Below are 15,752 nucleotides of genomic sequence, written 5' to 3'. Positions count from 1 at the left end.
GTACAATAAATGCAGTTTTTCCGACCAAAAAGGAGAGTACATCGTGATTGAATTCGTAAAAGGACCCGTCGCCTATGTGTGTGCGGAATATATAACGTTAGATGTCTCGGGCGTCGGCTACAAAGTACATGTGCCTAACCCGTTTTTTTATCGTGAACAAGACGAACATGTAATCGTGTTTACGCATCATTATGTGCGTGAAGACCAACAGACGTTATACGGTTTCCGGTCACGTCGTGAGCGTGAGCTGTTCAATAAACTCCTCAGCGTGAGCGGGATCGGACCAAAAGGTGCGCTTGCCATCGTCGCGTCCGGCGATATCGACGCGTTGATCGATGCGATTGAAACCGAGAACGAGAAGTATTTGACGAAATTCCCGGGAGTCGGCAAGAAGACGGCCAAACAGATGGCGCTCGACTTGAAAGGGAAGTTATCCGAGCTCGCACCGGATTATGTGCCGAACGAAGGGTTGTTTGCCCAAGGTGCATCTGAACTCGATGAGGCGTGTGAGGCGCTCGTCGCGCTCGGCTACTCTGAACGAGAAATCCTAAAAGTCCGCAAAGCATTGAGCGGAGAAATATTGACGACCGACGCGTACATAAAACGCGCGCTACAGCTGTTACTGAAATAAGGAGGAAGCTATGGACGAACGATTGTTGTCACAATCTCATCAGCAATATGAAGACTCTGAAGAGTGGAGCTTACGTCCGCAGCGCTTCGAGCAATATATCGGGCAAGAAAAGGCGAAAGGCAATTTGTCGGTCTTCATTCAGGCCGCTAAACTTCGTAGTGAGACGCTCGACCACGTGCTCTTATACGGTCCCCCGGGACTCGGGAAGACGACGCTCGCCCAAATCATCGCCAACGAGATGGGCGTCGGAATTAAGACGACAGCAGGACCGGCAATTGAACGACCGGGTGATTTGGCCGCAATCCTTTCGACACTCGAGCCGGGAGACGTCTTGTTCATCGACGAGATTCATCGTTTGAGCCGGACGATTGAAGAGATCCTCTATCCTGCGATGGAAGATTACTGTCTCGACATCGTCTATGGGCAAGGGGAGATGGCTCGTAGCGTCCGCATCGACCTACCACCGTTTACGCTTGTCGGGGCGACGACACGGGCCGGGATGTTGTCGGCGCCTTTACGTGACCGTTTCGGCGTCACGTTGAAGCTCGAATATTACGAAACACATGAGTTAGCGGCCATCGTCAGCCGGACGGCCCAGTTGTTCCGTCTCTCGATTTCACCTGAGGCGAGCGGTGCGATTGCGAAACGCTCACGAGGGACGCCACGAGTTGCAAACCGTCTCTTGCGTCGTGTCCGTGATTTCGCACAAGTGGCTGGTACGAAAGAAATCGATCCAGTGCTCGCATCTGATGCGCTCGACCGGCTACACGTCGATGCGCTCGGACTCGATGAAGTCGATCATCGGTTACTAAGAGCCATGGTGGAGCGGTTCGGAGGTGGACCGGTCGGGCTTGAGACGCTCGCTGCGACCATCGGTGAGGACGCTCAGACGATTGAGGATGTCTACGAGCCCTATTTATTGCAACAAGGATTCTTGCAGCGCACGCCGCGAGGACGGATGATCACACAGTTTGCCAAGTCGCATTTTGGTTATGAAGAGGAAGAGGAGTAAGGTATGCAAGACATTCAATTGAACGTAAACGATTATGATTTTGAATTGCCAGAAGAGTTGATTGCGCAAGTCCCATTGCTTGATCGGACAAGCTCACGCTTGCTCGTATTAGACCGCGAGACAGGGGACATCGAGCATCGCCACTTCCGTGACGTGCTCGATTATTTGAACGAGGGGGATGCGCTCGTCGTCAACGATTCGCGCGTCTTACCGGCACGCCTTTTTGGGGCAAAGCAAGAAACAGGCGGGAAAGTCGAACTGCTCTTGTTGAAGCAGACGGAAGATGATGTATGGGAAGCACTCGTCAAACCGGCGAAAAAAGTTCGTGTCGGCTCCATCGTTGAGTTCGGGGACGGTCTTCTCCGCGCAGAATGCGTCGAGGAGCTCCCAGAAGGTGGACGTCGTTTCAAGTTTGACTACGACGGCATCTTCTATGAGATTTTAGACGAGCTTGGAACGATGCCGCTCCCGCCGTATATTCGCGAACAACTCGATGACCAAGACCGTTATCAGACGGTCTATGCCCGTGAACGAGGCAGTGCGGCCGCTCCGACAGCCGGTCTTCATTTCACTGAGGAACTGCTTGAAGCGGCCAAAGCGAAAGGTGTCCGGTTGATCCCGCTCACACTTCACGTCGGCCTCGGGACGTTCCGTCCGGTGACGGCTGATTCTATCGAGGAACATACGATGCATAGTGAATATTTCGAGTTGTCGGCTGAATCGGCAGCTGCGCTTCGAGAGATTCGAGCGAATGGCGGTCGCATCTTTGCGGTCGGGACGACATCGACGCGCACGCTTGAGACGATCATGCGAGATCACGGGGACTTCGTCGAGTCATCGGGCTGGACGGATATCTTTATTTACCCTGGTGTTGAGTTAAAGGCAATCGATGGATTGATCACGAACTTCCATCTCCCTAAATCAACGCTCGTCATGCTCGTCTCGGCATTCGCGACGCGCGACATCATCTTAAACGCTTATCGGACTGCGGTCGCAGAACGATACCGCTTCTTCAGCTTTGGAGACGCGATGCTCATCACGAGGAAGGAAGTAACAAAATGACAAAACATGCAGTCACATACGAACACATCCACACATGCAAACAGACCGGAGCGCGGCACGGAATCGTCCATACGCCGCACGGGTCGTTCGAGACACCGGTCTTCATGCCGGTCGGGACGCAAGCGAGCGTCAAAACGATGGCACCTGAACAGGTCAAGGCGATGGGTGCGAACATCATCTTGTCGAACACGTATCACCTTTGGGTTCGTCCAGGACATGAGGTCATCAAACAAGCCGGTGGACTTCATAAGTTCATGAACTGGGACGGGGCAATCCTCACGGACTCGGGTGGATTCCAAGTGTTCTCACTTGCCGACCTCCGAAATATCCAAGAGGAAGGCGTTCATTTCCGTAACCATTTGAACGGCGACAAGTTGTTCTTGTCACCGGAAAAGGCGATGGAGATTCAAAACGCGCTCGGATCGGACATCATGATGGCATTCGATGAGTGTCCGCCTTATCCGGCGACGCATGAATACATGAAGAAGTCGGTCGAGCGGACGAGCCGTTGGGCGGAACGTTGCCTCGAGGCACACGAACGTCCAGAAGACCAAGCGCTCTTCGGCATCATCCAAGGTGGAGAGTATGAGGACCTTCGTCGTCAAAGCGCCCAAGACCTCGTCTCTCTTGATTTCCCAGGATATGCGGTCGGTGGTCTCTCGGTCGGTGAACCAAAAGATGTCATGTATCGTGCCCTCGAATTCACGACACCGCTCATGCCAGAGAACAAACCACGTTATTTGATGGGTGTTGGCTCACCGGATGCGTTGATTGAAGGGTCGATTCGCGGAATCGACATGTTCGACTGCGTTCTGCCGACTCGCATCGCACGAAACGGAACGCTCATGACGTCGAAAGGTCGCGTCACGATCAAACAAGCGAAATATAAGACGGACTTTGGTCCAATCGATGAGAAGTGTGACTGCAATACGTGTAAGAACTACTCGCGTGCGTACGTTCACCACTTGATTCGTGCGGATGAGATGTTTGGTCTTCACTTGTGTACGACACATAATCTTCACTTCCTCGTGAAGTTGATGGAGCAGGTTCGTCAAGCGATTCGTGAAGACCGCTTGCTCGATTTCAAAGAAGAGTTCTTCGAAGAATACGGCTACAACAAGCCGAACGCGAAGAATTTCTAAGCAATCATGTCGGACATTGTGTGACAATGCTTCAGTTTCACGGTATAATGAACCTGATATTGAAGGAAAGGGTGAATGTTACTCATGGAAACACTCGTTGCGTTATTACCAATGATCTTGATTTTCGTCGTATTTTACTTCCTTTTGATTCGTCCACAGACGAAACGCCAAAAAGAAGTACAAGCGATGCAAAACGCCCTCGAGCGTGGCGACAGCGTTGTCACAATCGGCGGTTTACACGGCGTCGTTCATCAAATCGAAGACACACATGTCGTTTTGAAATGCGATCAATCGCTTCTCCGTTTCAACCGAAGCGCAGTTGCGGAAGTCGTGAAAAAAGCGAATGCCTCATTTGAGGAATAAGCAAGTAAGCGTCTGACCATCATGGTCAGACGCTTTTTTGTGTGGCTAGAAGTTGGGGGAGAATTCTACGAGCGGCCTCTTGTCCACCATAGATGGCTCTTGAGAACGGACCAAGAATCGTGATGCACACGGGTCGAATGCAGATGCAACATGGAGATGGATACCGTTTGTTGTTTCCAGTTCGCTAACGGGTCAGTGAGTCGATCGCCAATGATCAAATCCTCCAAATACCCGCCTTGTTTATGTGAAGGTGAGGGTCATTCCGTGTACACCAGCACCAATGATTAATAACTTCGTATTTTCCACAATCATAGAGAATCCTTTCAAAACGTAATTATTACGATTTAAAGCATATAAAGATGACTTCTTTTTGTCAAAACGAATCCGATTCAAAATTTATCCACCTCATTTCGAAAAATCGATTTGATTAATGAAAACGTTTGCACTAATCTCAAGTTGAGAAGAAATCCGAGATGAAGGAGAACGAATGACATGGACGTGAAACGATTTATTAAACAGATGAAGAAGTGGAAAGGATGGAGCATAAAACGAAATGGTACGAAACAGAGAGGACGCTCGTCGCTGAGACGACGTATGTCCATCGCGCTCATTCCGACGATCATTGCGCTCGTCATTGTCGGCGCGCTCGGATCTTATCAATTGAGACAATCGACTGCCGCCTATGACCGGGTCCTCAGTGAAGGCACGCAGGAGATGCTGCTTGCAGAGAATCTATCATTAGCGGTGACGGATGCCGAACGCTACTTGAACTACTATATGCTTGTAGCCAATCCGAAGACGCTCATCAGTCTCCAGGGAGTTCAAGAACAACGAGACGAATTGATGGCTTCACTCAAGGCATCTTCTTCAGATGAGAAGATCTTGTCTTGGTTGGGAGATTTGGAGAAATTTAACGAGCTATTAGACCGTGAGATGAATCGTGCCGTCGAACTTCGTCAACAACAAGACGAAATCGGCTTCAAAACCGTTCTCAACACGAGTGTGACACCGACGACGGATCGGGTACGCATGACCGTGACCGACCTTGTCGAATACAAAGGGGAGCTCCTCGAGTCTGAGACGAAAGCGGTACAAGCAGATGCAGAAAGTTCAATCCTTTGGATGCTCCTCATCAGTGTTGGTGGTGTCGTGATCGGGATTCTTTCCTTACTTGCGCTACAACGGCTTTTCCTAAAACCGATCAATCGACTCGGTCGTCAAGCACGCATCATGGCAGAAGGGGATTTGACTGGAGAAGATATCGAAGTCGCCTCAAACGATGAACTAGGAGACCTGGTTACGGCGTTCAATGAAATGAAGCATAATCTGGTCGGCTTGATTCGTCGGGTTGGTGAAGCGTCGGACAAAGTGACTGCATATTCTGAAGAACTTTACGCAAGCACAGACCATGTCGCGACAACGACCCAAGGCGTGTCCCGGTTGTTCGAAGAGATGAACGTGGCTGCGCAAGGATCCTCGAAGCGAGCAGAAGAAGGGACGATTGGCGTCAATCAAGCGGTGGATGGATTGAATCAAATCGCTGCGGCCTCACAAGGTGTGAATGAGCAGACGATACATACACTCGAGGCGGCGAACGGTGGACTTGAGACCGTTCAATTGGCAGAGAAACGGATGCAAGAAATTCGCCGTGCCAACGAGCTCACTCAACAGATGGTGAACCGTCTATCGAACCAATCGCTTGAAATCGAGAAAATCACCCGTTCGATCACGGCGATCACGGAACAGACGAACTTACTTGCCTTAAACGCGGCGATTGAAGCAGCACGTGCGGGTGAGCACGGAAAAGGGTTTGCCGTCGTCGCGGCAGAAGTGAGAAAGCTCGCTGAGGAATCGAAACAATCCGCCATTCAAATACAGACCGTCGTCCGTGACATTCAACGTGACACGGAACAAGTCGAATCAGCGTTCGAAGAATCGAGCGTACATGTGGAGAATGGGGTATCGCAAATGGGAGAAGTGGCCGAGGCGTTCCGTGAGATCGTATCGGTCATCGAAGAGACGTCCCGTCAAATGAGTGAGATTGCGGCAGCGACAGAAGAAGTGAGTGCCAATACGACTGAAGTTGCCGTCTCTGTTGAAGATATGTCGACAAACGCCGTCTCGACACAGCGAAGCGTCGAAGAAGCCGGTGCGAACGTCGAAGAACAGCTTGCCGCCATCCAAGAGATCAACGGCATCGCTGAAACGATGAGTCACATGTCGTCTGAATTAAAAGATGTCGTCCATGTGTTTAAAACGACATAACAAATGCCCTGACGCGCGCGTCAGGGCATTGTTCGTTACATTAATAGGATTAGACTTGTCGCCATGACGATCATACCAGCAACCATCCCATACATGGAATGATGGGCGTGTCCGTATTCACGGGCGGCAGGGAGCAATTCGTCAAGCGAGATGAAGACCATGATGCCACCGACCGCCGCGAACAAGAGTCCGAAGACGGTGTCGCTCAAGAACGGCATGAGTAACAAGAATCCGATGGCCGCTCCAGCTGGCTCGGCAAGCCCTGACAACATCGAAAGCTTGAACGCCTTCTTCCGTGAGCCCGTCGCATAATAAATCGGGACGGAGACGGCAATCCCTTCCGGAATGTTGTGTAGGGCGATGGCGATGGCAATGGCTAAGCCGACGGTCGGGTCATCTAGTGCCGAGACGAACGTCGCAAGTCCTTCTGGGAAGTTGTGAATCCCGATGGCGAGTGCCATGAAAATCCCCATTTTTTTAAGTCGATTTTGTACCTCCGGATGATTGATTGGAGCCGCTTCATTTGTCGTCGTCGTTGCGAGTTCATGTGTTGTCGGGTCATTCTGCATCGACTCGACAAACTTTACTTCGTGTGGATTCTCCATTTTCGGAATGAACTTATCGATCATGCCAATCAAGAACATCCCACCGAAGAATGCGAGAACGGTGTAGATTGTACCCGTATATTCTCCGTGAGCGCCGACGAGTTCCTCGAGCGCTTTCGGGAAAATCTCGATGAACGACACGTAAATCATGACGCCTCCGGAAAATCCAAGCGAGATGGAGAGGAATGCCGTGTTCGTCCGTTTCGCAAAGAATGCGATCATACTCCCGATTCCGGTCGCTAGACCGGCGAATAGAGTAAGGAGAAAGGCATAAATAACTGTGCTGTCCATATGGAAAGACTCCTTTGATGTTTTGATGTTAGCTACATCATACATGAAGTTTTGCCCATGCGCAACATTTAGTCTTATATGCAAACTCAGTCGAACAATCCGTTAAGGTCGTTACAATTTTAGGAAAATGATTGATAAATGTTTAGAAAATTTGTAATGTTAACGAGAGAAGTTTTTATCAAGAACAGTGGTTTAGAAAGGAAATAGTCGTATGTACAAAAAAGGCAACATTGCGATTTTTGCGATCATCATGATTGCGACAATCCTGCTCGCAGTGTTCACGACACCATGGGTCGTCAAGAACACGAACCTCGGACTCGACTTAAAAGGTGGATTCGAAGTTTTGTATGAAGTACAACCGCTCGAAGACGGCGACGTCATCGACGAGTCGGCGATGAATGCAACCGTTCGCGCCATCAATAACCGAATCAACGTCCTCGGAGTTTCCGAACCGGACGTTCGAATCGAAGAAAACAATCGCATCCGCGTCCAGCTCGCGGGCGTATCGAACCAAAACGAAGCGCGCGAGGTTCTCTCGTCAACGGCACAATTGACATTCCGTGACGTGAACGACAACGTCTTGCTCGATGGGAAAGACTTGGCGCCGCGTGGGGCAGCGCTCAGCTACAACCAACAAGGACAACCGGTCGTTGAGCTGACACTCCAATCGGCCGACAAGTTTGGCGAAGTGACATCCGAGATTGCACAACGCCCAGCTCCTGAGAACCGTCTGGTCATCTGGCTCGACTATGAAGAGGGCGACACATATGAGGAAGAAGTTCAAAAAGAGAACTCGAAGATTGTATCAGATGCTTCGGTAACGAGCCCGATCTTATCGGATAAAGCCATCATCTCAGGTGGTGGAATTGACGCGGAAAGCGGTCAACGCCTTGCGGACATCTTGAACGCAGGGGCGCTCCCGGTCAAACTAGATGAGATTTACTCGACATCCGTGTCGGCCCAGTTCGGTCAAGATGCTTTAGAAGAAACGGTATTTGCCGCAACAATCGGAATCATCGCCGTATTCCTGTTCATGTTGTTCTTCTATCGTCTCCCAGGACTCGTATCGATCATCACGCTTGTTCTGTACATCAACTTGATCATGTTGTTCTTCAACGGAATCAATGCGGTATTGACGCTTCCAGGGATTGCAGCACTCGTCCTCGGGGTCGGTATGGCAGTCGATGCGAACATCATTACCGCGGAACGAATCAAAGACGAACTCCGCTCTGGAAAATCGGTCTTATCGGCATTCCGTGCAGGTAACCGTCGTTCCCTCAGTACGATCATCGATGCCAACTTGACGACGCTCATCTCGGCTGCGGTCTTGTTCTATTTCGGACAAAGCTCGGTCAAAGGATTTGCTGTCATGCTCATGATCTCAATCGGGATGACGTTCATCTCGAACGTATTCATCTCACGTTATTTGATGCACCTCCTTGTCTCAAGTCGTCTGTTCGACAAACGCAAAGGATGGTTTGGTGTGAAGGAGAGTGAAATCCGTGAACTTTAAGCTTACTGAATGGAATTACGTGAAACATATGCGCACGATGTTCTTGGTTTCGACGGCAATCGTCGTTCTCGGAATCGGTCTCTTGTTCTTCCGTGGGTTGAACCTCGGAATCGATTTTGCTTCAGGGACGCGGGTCGAAGTACTAACGGAAGAACGTGTGTCGCAAGAAGAATTCACGCAAGCGTTTAACGATGCCGGAGTTGACCAAGAGATTTCAAGCGTCCAATATGCAAATGAAGGTCGCTTGGCATACGTGACGTTCGTTGGGCAATTGGGCCAAGAGGAAGTCGCGAACGTCAAGACGGCGTTCACTGAACAATTCGGGAACGACCCGAACATCAGCACCGTCTCGGCTCAAGTCGGTCGTGACTTGGCGAAAAATGCTTTGTATGCGGTAGCCGTCGCTTCGATCGGGATTATTCTCTACATCACGGTGCGTTTCCAATTCTCATATGCACTTGCAACTGTTATCGCGATGTTACACGATGCCTTCTTCATGATCGTCGCGTTCTCGCTCTTTGGGATCGAGGTCAACTTGTACTTCATCGCCGCGATCTTGACCATCATCGGTTACTCGGTCAACGATACGATCGTAACGTTCGACCGGGTCCGCGAGAACATCACGTCGTATGAAAAGGAACGAAAAATCAAGTCGATGGACGTCTATGAGTCGATCATCAACAAGTCGATTCAAGAGACAATCGTTCGGTCCGTGAATACGGTCGTTACGGTACTCGTCACAGCCATCGCCTTGTATGCGTTCGGTGCTGAATCGATTCGCAGCTTCTCGCTCGCGCTCATCGTCGGACTTTTCATGGGGATGTATTCTTCGATCTTCATTGCATCGTATTTATGGCTCCTCATCAAACGGACGACAATCAACAAGAAAAAAGATACGCCGGTCACAGAGGCGTAACAAGTGGGTCTCCCTTCAATCGGGAGACCTTTTCAAATGTCAAGACGGCACATCTTTCACGCGGTCTGCTATAATCTACAATTGATTGGAGTGAAGGACATGTACCATTCGAAGAAACAGTGGCTCTATCCGGAAACGAATCCGGACGACGTCACGCGTTTACAAAACGAATTAAATATATCAGCACAACTGGCGACGTTGCTCGTTCAGCGTGGTCATCAAGACGTAGAAGCGGCCAAGGCATTCTTGTATGCCGAGGATGAACTCGTCTTTCATGACCCGTACTTGTTTGAACAGATGGAGAAAGTCGTCACCCGCATCAAACAGGCAGCAGACGATGGGGAGATGGTGCTCATCTATGGTGACTACGATGTCGACGGGGTCAGTGCCTCATCCGTCATGTGGCATGCGTTGACCGAAATCGGTGTCATGGCCGAGTGTTATATCCCGAACCGTTTCACAGAAGGATATGGACCGAACAAAGAAGCGTTCCAATGGGCGGCGAACGAGGGATTCACTTTGGTCATCACGGTGGATTGCGGAATTTCAGGGATTGAAGAAGCGACACTCTTAAAAGACCTTGGCGTCGATTTGATCATCACGGACCACCACGAGCCAAAAGAGACATTGCCGGACGCCTATGCAATCATTCATCCGCATATCGACCCGGGATATCCATACGATAAACTCGCCGGTGCGGGAGTCGCCCTCAAAGTGGCGCACGCCGTTTTAGGGAGAATGCCGGAAGAACTTCTTGATTTGGCCGTCCTCGGAACGATTGCCGACCTCGTCCCACTCGACGGAGAGAATCGGTTGCTCGCGAAGAAGGGGATTGCTGCGCTCGAGGCTTCAAAACGTCCAGGTATTTTAGCATTACGTGAAGTATGTGGTCTCGCTGACAGCGTATTGAACGAAGAGTCGGTCGGTTTCGCGTTCGGTCCACGCATCAATGCCGCAGGTCGACTCGATTCAGCGATGCCGGCATTACAAATGCTCTTAGCCGAACATGTGGAGGAAGCGCTCGAGCTAGCGAAACAGCTCGATAAGCAAAACAAAGAACGTCAAGACATCGTCAAGACGATCGCTGCTGAAGCGAAAGAACTCGTCGAAGCATCGATGACCGAGGACCGTGTACTCGTCGTGGCAAGTGAGAAGTGGAATCCTGGCGTCGTCGGGATTGTCGCATCTCGTCTCGTCGAGGCGTACTATCGTCCAGTCATCCTCCTTTGCCACGACCCTGAGACGGGTAAGGCGAAAGGGTCGGGTCGCTCGATTGAAGGGTTTGATCTCTTCAAGGAACTTTCGAAGAATGAAGATATTTTGCCACACTTTGGCGGACATCCAGCCGCGGCCGGGATGACCCTTCAGTCGGAACACGTCGCCGAACTACGAGAGCGGCTGAACCGTCAGGCGGAGTCCATCCCGGATGAAGTGTTTGTGCCACGGGTGAACGTCGACTTGAAACTCTCCGTCAACGACGTCTCGCTCGACTTGATCTCAGAAATAGGAAAGCTCGCGCCATTTGGTATGGGGAATCCATCCCCTCGTGTCGTCGTCGCAGATGCGAAACTGCGTGATATTCGCCAAATCGGACGTGACGCCACCCATTTGAAAGTACAGCTCGCCGGAGACAAGCGTGAGCTCGATGGCATCGGATTTGGATTCGGCCACGTTGTTTCAGAGATTTCAAAGATGGCTCATATCTCGGTGATGGGAAGTCTTCAAGTCAACGAATGGAACGGAATGCGTAAACCGCAGCTCATGATTCAAGATTTACGGGTCGATGACTTCCAAGTGTTTGACTATCGTGGGAAGAAAAAATCAATGCAAGAGTTGAAAGATTTGCCGAAAGAACAGACGTCATTTTTATCTTTCCAAGGGACGAACGAAGATTTTCCACTCCATGAAGGAGATGAACCGCTCAACCGTTTCGTCGTTCTGCTCGATCTTCCGGACGATGAAGAGGTGCTCGCAGAAAAACTTCATGAAGGGATTGAACGCATTTATTGTGCCTTCGGTCAAGGAGACTCGTTCTTTGAACGTCTTCCGTCCCGTGAGGATTTCCGAACGTATTATGTCCATATGGCAACATGCGAACGGAAAAATCTACGTGAAAACCTGATTCGTCTGTCAAAAGAGCGAAAATGGTCAAAAAATACGATTCAATTTATGCATCAAGTATTCTCTGAACTCGAATTTCTTGTTACAATGGAAGACGGACTGCCTGGAGTCAATCCAGAAGCACCGAAACGCGATTTGACCGAGGCGCCGTGCTATCAACGCCGGATTGGGCGCCAACAACTCGAAGAGCGTTTCGTATACGCGTCATTGGCGGAGCTCAAAGAGCGGTTACAATCGTTGCGATCGAACAAGATGCAGGAGGCATACACATAAAATGGATTTCAAACAGCATATTAAAGAAGTAGCAGATTACCCGAAGGAAGGAATCAGCTTCAAAGATATCACGTCACTCATGCAAGATGGCGAAGTCTACAAGAAAGCAGTAGATGAGCTCGTCGTTTATGCACGTGAACGTGGAGCGGAGTTGATCGCTGGTCCGGAAGCACGCGGATTCGTCGTTGGTTGCCCGGCAGCGTATGCGCTCGAACTCGGGTTTGTACCAGTACGTAAAGAAGGAAAGTTACCACGTGAGACAGTACGAGTGTCATACGGTCTTGAGTATGGAACGGACATTTTAACGATGCACAAAGATTCAATCAAACCTGGACAACAAGTCGTCATCTTGGATGACTTGCTCGCAACAGGTGGTACGATTGAAGCAACGATTAAAATGATTGAACAACTCGGTGGTGTTGTGGCAGGAATCGGGTTCTTGATCGAACTCGATGGACTTGGTGGACGTGAGCGTCTTGAAGGATACGACGTGTTCTCACTCATCCGCTACGAAGACTAATTTGAACGGGAAGCGATATGCTTCCCGTTTTTGAATAGTTTTTAAGGAAAATAACCTACAACCTTTGACAGGTCGTCAGATTTTTTCGATAATGGTTATAAAAATCACAGAATCTTGAATACAAACTACTACCATGCTGCGACGAATCCGAGGCGATTGGAGCGGTTAGAAAAAGGGTGTCGAATGTTATGACCAAAAAACAAATCGTAAGTATTGAGGATCTTCTCGACGCGCTCGGGGAGTATATGGGTGACGACGATATAGCCGAAGTGAAACGCGCTTACGAATACGCAAAACTTCATCATACCGGTCAGTTCCGACGTTCGGGCGAGCCCTATATTCTCCATCCGGTCCAAGTGGCCGGCATTCTCGTTGATATCGGCTTAGACGCCACAACGATTATTGGAGCGCTCTTGCATGATGTTGTCGAAGATACGGATGTTTCGTTACAGCAATTGACGGACGATTTTGGTCCAGACGTGGCCATGCTCGTCGATGGCGTCACGAAACTTGGTAAGATTAAATATAAATCGAAAAAAGAAGAACTTGCTGAAAACCACCGGAAGATGATTATCGCCATGGCAGAAGACGTGCGCGTGATCTTGATCAAACTTGCGGACCGGCTCCACAATATGCGGACACTGCAGCATATGCCGAAAGAGAAACAAGTCCAAAAAGCGGAAGAGACGCTTGAAATCTTTGCGCCTCTCGCACACCGGATGGGGATTTCGACAATCAAGTGGGAGCTCGAGGATATTTCGTTACGTTATATCAACCCACAGCAATACTACAAGATCGTCTCGATGATGAAACAGAAACGGACGGAACGAGAAGCACTCGTCACCTCTGTCATCACGGAAGTGAACAGGGTTCTTGAGGAAGTGCATATCGATGCCGACGTGAACGGTCGACCGAAGCACATCTATTCTATCTATAACAAGATGGTGAAGCATAAAAAAGAGTTCAATGAAATTTACGATTTGATGGCGGTCCGCATTATCGTTGATTCGATTCGTGATTGTTATGCCGTGCTCGGAATCATCCACACCCAGTACAAGCCGATGCCGGGACGTTTCAAAGATTATATCGCTATGCCGAAGCCGAACATGTATCAGTCGCTCCATACGACAGTGATTGGACCGAAAGGTGAGCCGCTCGAAGTTCAAATTCGGACGAAAGACATGCATTTCATCGCTGAGTTCGGGATTGCGGCACACTGGGCGTATAAAGAAGGGAAAAACGTCTCGACGAACGGATTCGACGAGAAGATCGCCCATCTTCGTGAGATTCTTGAACTTCAAAAGGATACGACGGATGCCGAGGAATTCATGGAATCCCTCAAAGTCGATTTCTTTAGCGACATGCTGTACGTCTTCACACCAAAAGGAGACGTATTCGAGTTGCCGAAGGGCTCAGTCCCGATTGACTATGCGTACCGGATTCATACGGAGATCGGGCACCGGATGACGGGTGCGAAAGTGAACGGCCGGATGGTACCGCTCGACTACAAACTCGAGACTGGTGACATCATCGAAATCATCACGTCGAAGCATAGTTACGGACCGAGTAAGGATTGGTTGAAGCTCGCTGTTTCAAGCCAGGCGAAGAACAAGATTCGTCAATGGTTCAAACGTCAGCAACGTGAAGAAAACGTTGAAAAAGGGAGAGATCTCGTCGAAGCAGAAATTAAGAAACTTGGTTTTGAACCGAAAGAGATTATCGATGAACCTGCACTCAGTATCGTCGTCGAGAAGTTCAACTTCGGGAACGAGGAAGAGATGTACGCCGCTGTCGGTTATCAAGGCATCACTGCCGCACAAGTCGCACATAAGTTGACGGAGAAGCAGCGGAAAGAACCGAAACTCGAACTGTCGGAAGCCATCAGCGAATTGAAAGTCAGTCAGGCACCGAAGAAGAAAACGACGGAAGCGGGCGTGACGGTCAAAGGCATCGACAACATGCTCGTTCGCATGAGCCGTTGTTGTAACCCGGTACCGGGGGATGAAATCGTCGGATACATCACCCGTGGACGCGGTGTCTCAATTCACCGGAAAGACTGCTTGAACATTGTCAACGAACAACACCCAGAGCGTCTCCTTGACGTCGAATGGGAAGTCGGACAAGCGAAAGAGAAGAACTATAATGTCGACATCGAAATCACAGGATATGATCGCTCAGGTCTCTTAAACGACGTCCTTCAAGCAGTATCGGCGACGAATACAAATATCGTGGCCGTCAGTGGTCGGGGCGACCAAAACAAACAGGCCCGCATCTCGATGACCATCTCGATTCCGAACGTGAACCATTTGCAGAAAGTCGTCGAGCGCATCAAACAAATCTCAGACGTGTATTCGGTCAGCCGAGTCATGATGACGTGACGAAAGGAAGAGGAACGTGCGTGTATTATTGCAACGAGTGAAAGAAGCATCAGTCACAGTCGAGGAAGAAGTCGTCGGGGCAATCAACGCCGGGTACTTGCTTCTCGTCGGTGTGACACATGAAGATACAGAAGAGGAAGTGAACTGGCTCGCTGACAAGGTGACCGGACTTCGCGTCTTCGAGGACGATCAAGAAAAGATGAACTTATCGATTCAAGACGTGTCCGGACAAATTTTATCTGTCTCTCAGTTCACTTTATATGGAGACACGATGAAAGGGCGGCGACCTGCTTTTACAAAGGCCGCAAAACCGGATATGGCTGAGACGCTTTATGAAAAATTCAATGAGCGACTCCGGTCGAATGGGCTCGTCGTAGAAACGGGACGCTTCGGAGCGATGATGGACGTCGCCCTCGTCAATGACGGACCGGTCACACTCATGCTCGAAAAAAACGCTTGACAGATGCCGGCTTGATTCGGCATCATGAAGCATATAGTCAAACACCTACGATAAAGAAGAGTACGGTCAACCCACCAGCAAAGAGAGCGATGCCTTGGCTGAAAGCATCGACTGGATGATGACCCGAACGACACTTTGGAGGTGCTCCCTTGAAAGCGAGTAGGGGGAGCCGTTTCATCGGGCGTTAACCGATTTCGAGT

Annotated in this window: 11 protein-coding genes, 1 pseudogene and 1 other annotated feature (1 of these 13 only partly in view); of the genes and pseudogenes, 11 read left to right on the top strand and 1 reads right to left on the bottom strand. The window is 49.9% G+C overall.

Translation table 11 applies throughout. The annotated features are described in order from the left end of the window. Positions 1-43 precede the first annotated feature (43 nt). From ruvA to KNO69_RS09145, 6 genes are all read left to right on the top strand, one after another. The gene (gene ruvA, locus KNO69_RS09170; RefSeq protein WP_074037474.1) at positions 44-631 is read left to right on the top strand and encodes a Holliday junction branch migration protein RuvA; all 588 of its coding nucleotides are present in this window, start codon (positions 44-46) and stop codon (positions 629-631) included. A gap of 10 nt (positions 632-641) precedes the next feature. Beyond that, complete coding sequence (gene ruvB / locus KNO69_RS09165; RefSeq protein ID WP_078146571.1) at positions 642-1,643, top strand: Holliday junction branch migration DNA helicase RuvB; 1,002 nt, start codon at positions 642-644, stop codon at positions 1,641-1,643. 3 nt (positions 1,644-1,646) lie between these two features. Then, positions 1,647-2,705 (top strand): tRNA preQ1(34) S-adenosylmethionine ribosyltransferase-isomerase QueA, encoded by a 1,059-nt coding sequence (gene queA / locus KNO69_RS09160; protein ID WP_483297352.1) that lies wholly within the window; start codon positions 1,647-1,649, stop codon positions 2,703-2,705. Then, complete coding sequence (gene tgt, locus KNO69_RS09155; RefSeq protein ID WP_015881169.1) at positions 2,702-3,847, top strand: tRNA guanosine(34) transglycosylase Tgt; 1,146 nt, start codon at positions 2,702-2,704, stop codon at positions 3,845-3,847. Before queA ends, tgt begins: the two co-directional genes overlap by 4 nt. Positions 3,848-3,931: 84 nt before the next feature. Then, positions 3,932-4,210 (top strand): preprotein translocase subunit YajC, encoded by a 279-nt coding sequence (gene yajC / locus KNO69_RS09150; protein WP_074035337.1) that lies wholly within the window; start codon positions 3,932-3,934, stop codon positions 4,208-4,210. Positions 4,211-4,702: 492 nt separating this feature from the next. Beyond that, positions 4,703-6,475, top strand: coding sequence for a methyl-accepting chemotaxis protein (locus KNO69_RS09145; protein ID WP_214817451.1), 1,773 nt, complete (start codon positions 4,703-4,705; stop codon positions 6,473-6,475). 35 nt (positions 6,476-6,510) lie between these two features. Here the strand turns inward: KNO69_RS09145 and zupT are convergent, their stop codons facing one another. Next, a complete protein-coding gene (gene zupT / locus KNO69_RS09140) occupies positions 6,511-7,371 on the bottom strand; it encodes a zinc transporter ZupT (protein WP_214734043.1) in 861 nt (286 codons plus the stop codon). A 211-nt stretch (positions 7,372-7,582) separates the two neighbouring features. On the opposite strand from zupT, the pseudogene secD reads away from it, so the two are divergent. The 5 genes and pseudogenes from secD (at position 7,583) to dtd (ending at position 15,552) form a co-directional block, all read left to right on the top strand. Then, positions 7,583-9,800, top strand: a pseudogene (secD, locus tag KNO69_RS15325) (protein translocase subunit SecD). A gap of 36 nt (positions 9,801-9,836) precedes the next feature. Next, positions 9,837-12,194 (top strand): single-stranded-DNA-specific exonuclease RecJ, encoded by a 2,358-nt coding sequence (recJ, locus tag KNO69_RS09125; RefSeq protein ID WP_251124892.1) that lies wholly within the window; start codon positions 9,837-9,839, stop codon positions 12,192-12,194. Between the two features lies 1 nt (position 12,195). Next, positions 12,196-12,714, top strand: coding sequence for an adenine phosphoribosyltransferase (locus KNO69_RS09120; protein ID WP_074037462.1), 519 nt, complete (start codon positions 12,196-12,198; stop codon positions 12,712-12,714). A 188-nt stretch (positions 12,715-12,902) separates the two neighbouring features. Beyond that, positions 12,903-15,092, top strand: a complete 2,190-nt coding sequence (locus tag KNO69_RS09115; RefSeq protein WP_214817447.1) for a RelA/SpoT family protein — start codon at positions 12,903-12,905, stop codon at positions 15,090-15,092. Positions 15,093-15,108: 16 nt separating this feature from the next. Next, a complete protein-coding gene (gene dtd, locus KNO69_RS09110; protein ID WP_031421442.1) occupies positions 15,109-15,552 on the top strand; it encodes a D-aminoacyl-tRNA deacylase in 444 nt (147 codons plus the stop codon). A gap of 38 nt (positions 15,553-15,590) precedes the next feature. After that, positions 15,591-15,752: a binding site (T-box leader), on the top strand (it continues 73 nt past the right edge of the window).

Source organism: Exiguobacterium sp. s131 (assembly GCF_018617345.1).
GTDB classification, from domain to species: Bacteria; Bacillota; Bacilli; order Exiguobacteriales; family Exiguobacteriaceae; genus Exiguobacterium; species Exiguobacterium profundum.
Note: the sequence above shows the minus strand (reverse complement) of the source record. Positions and strands in the feature narration are given on the sequence as shown.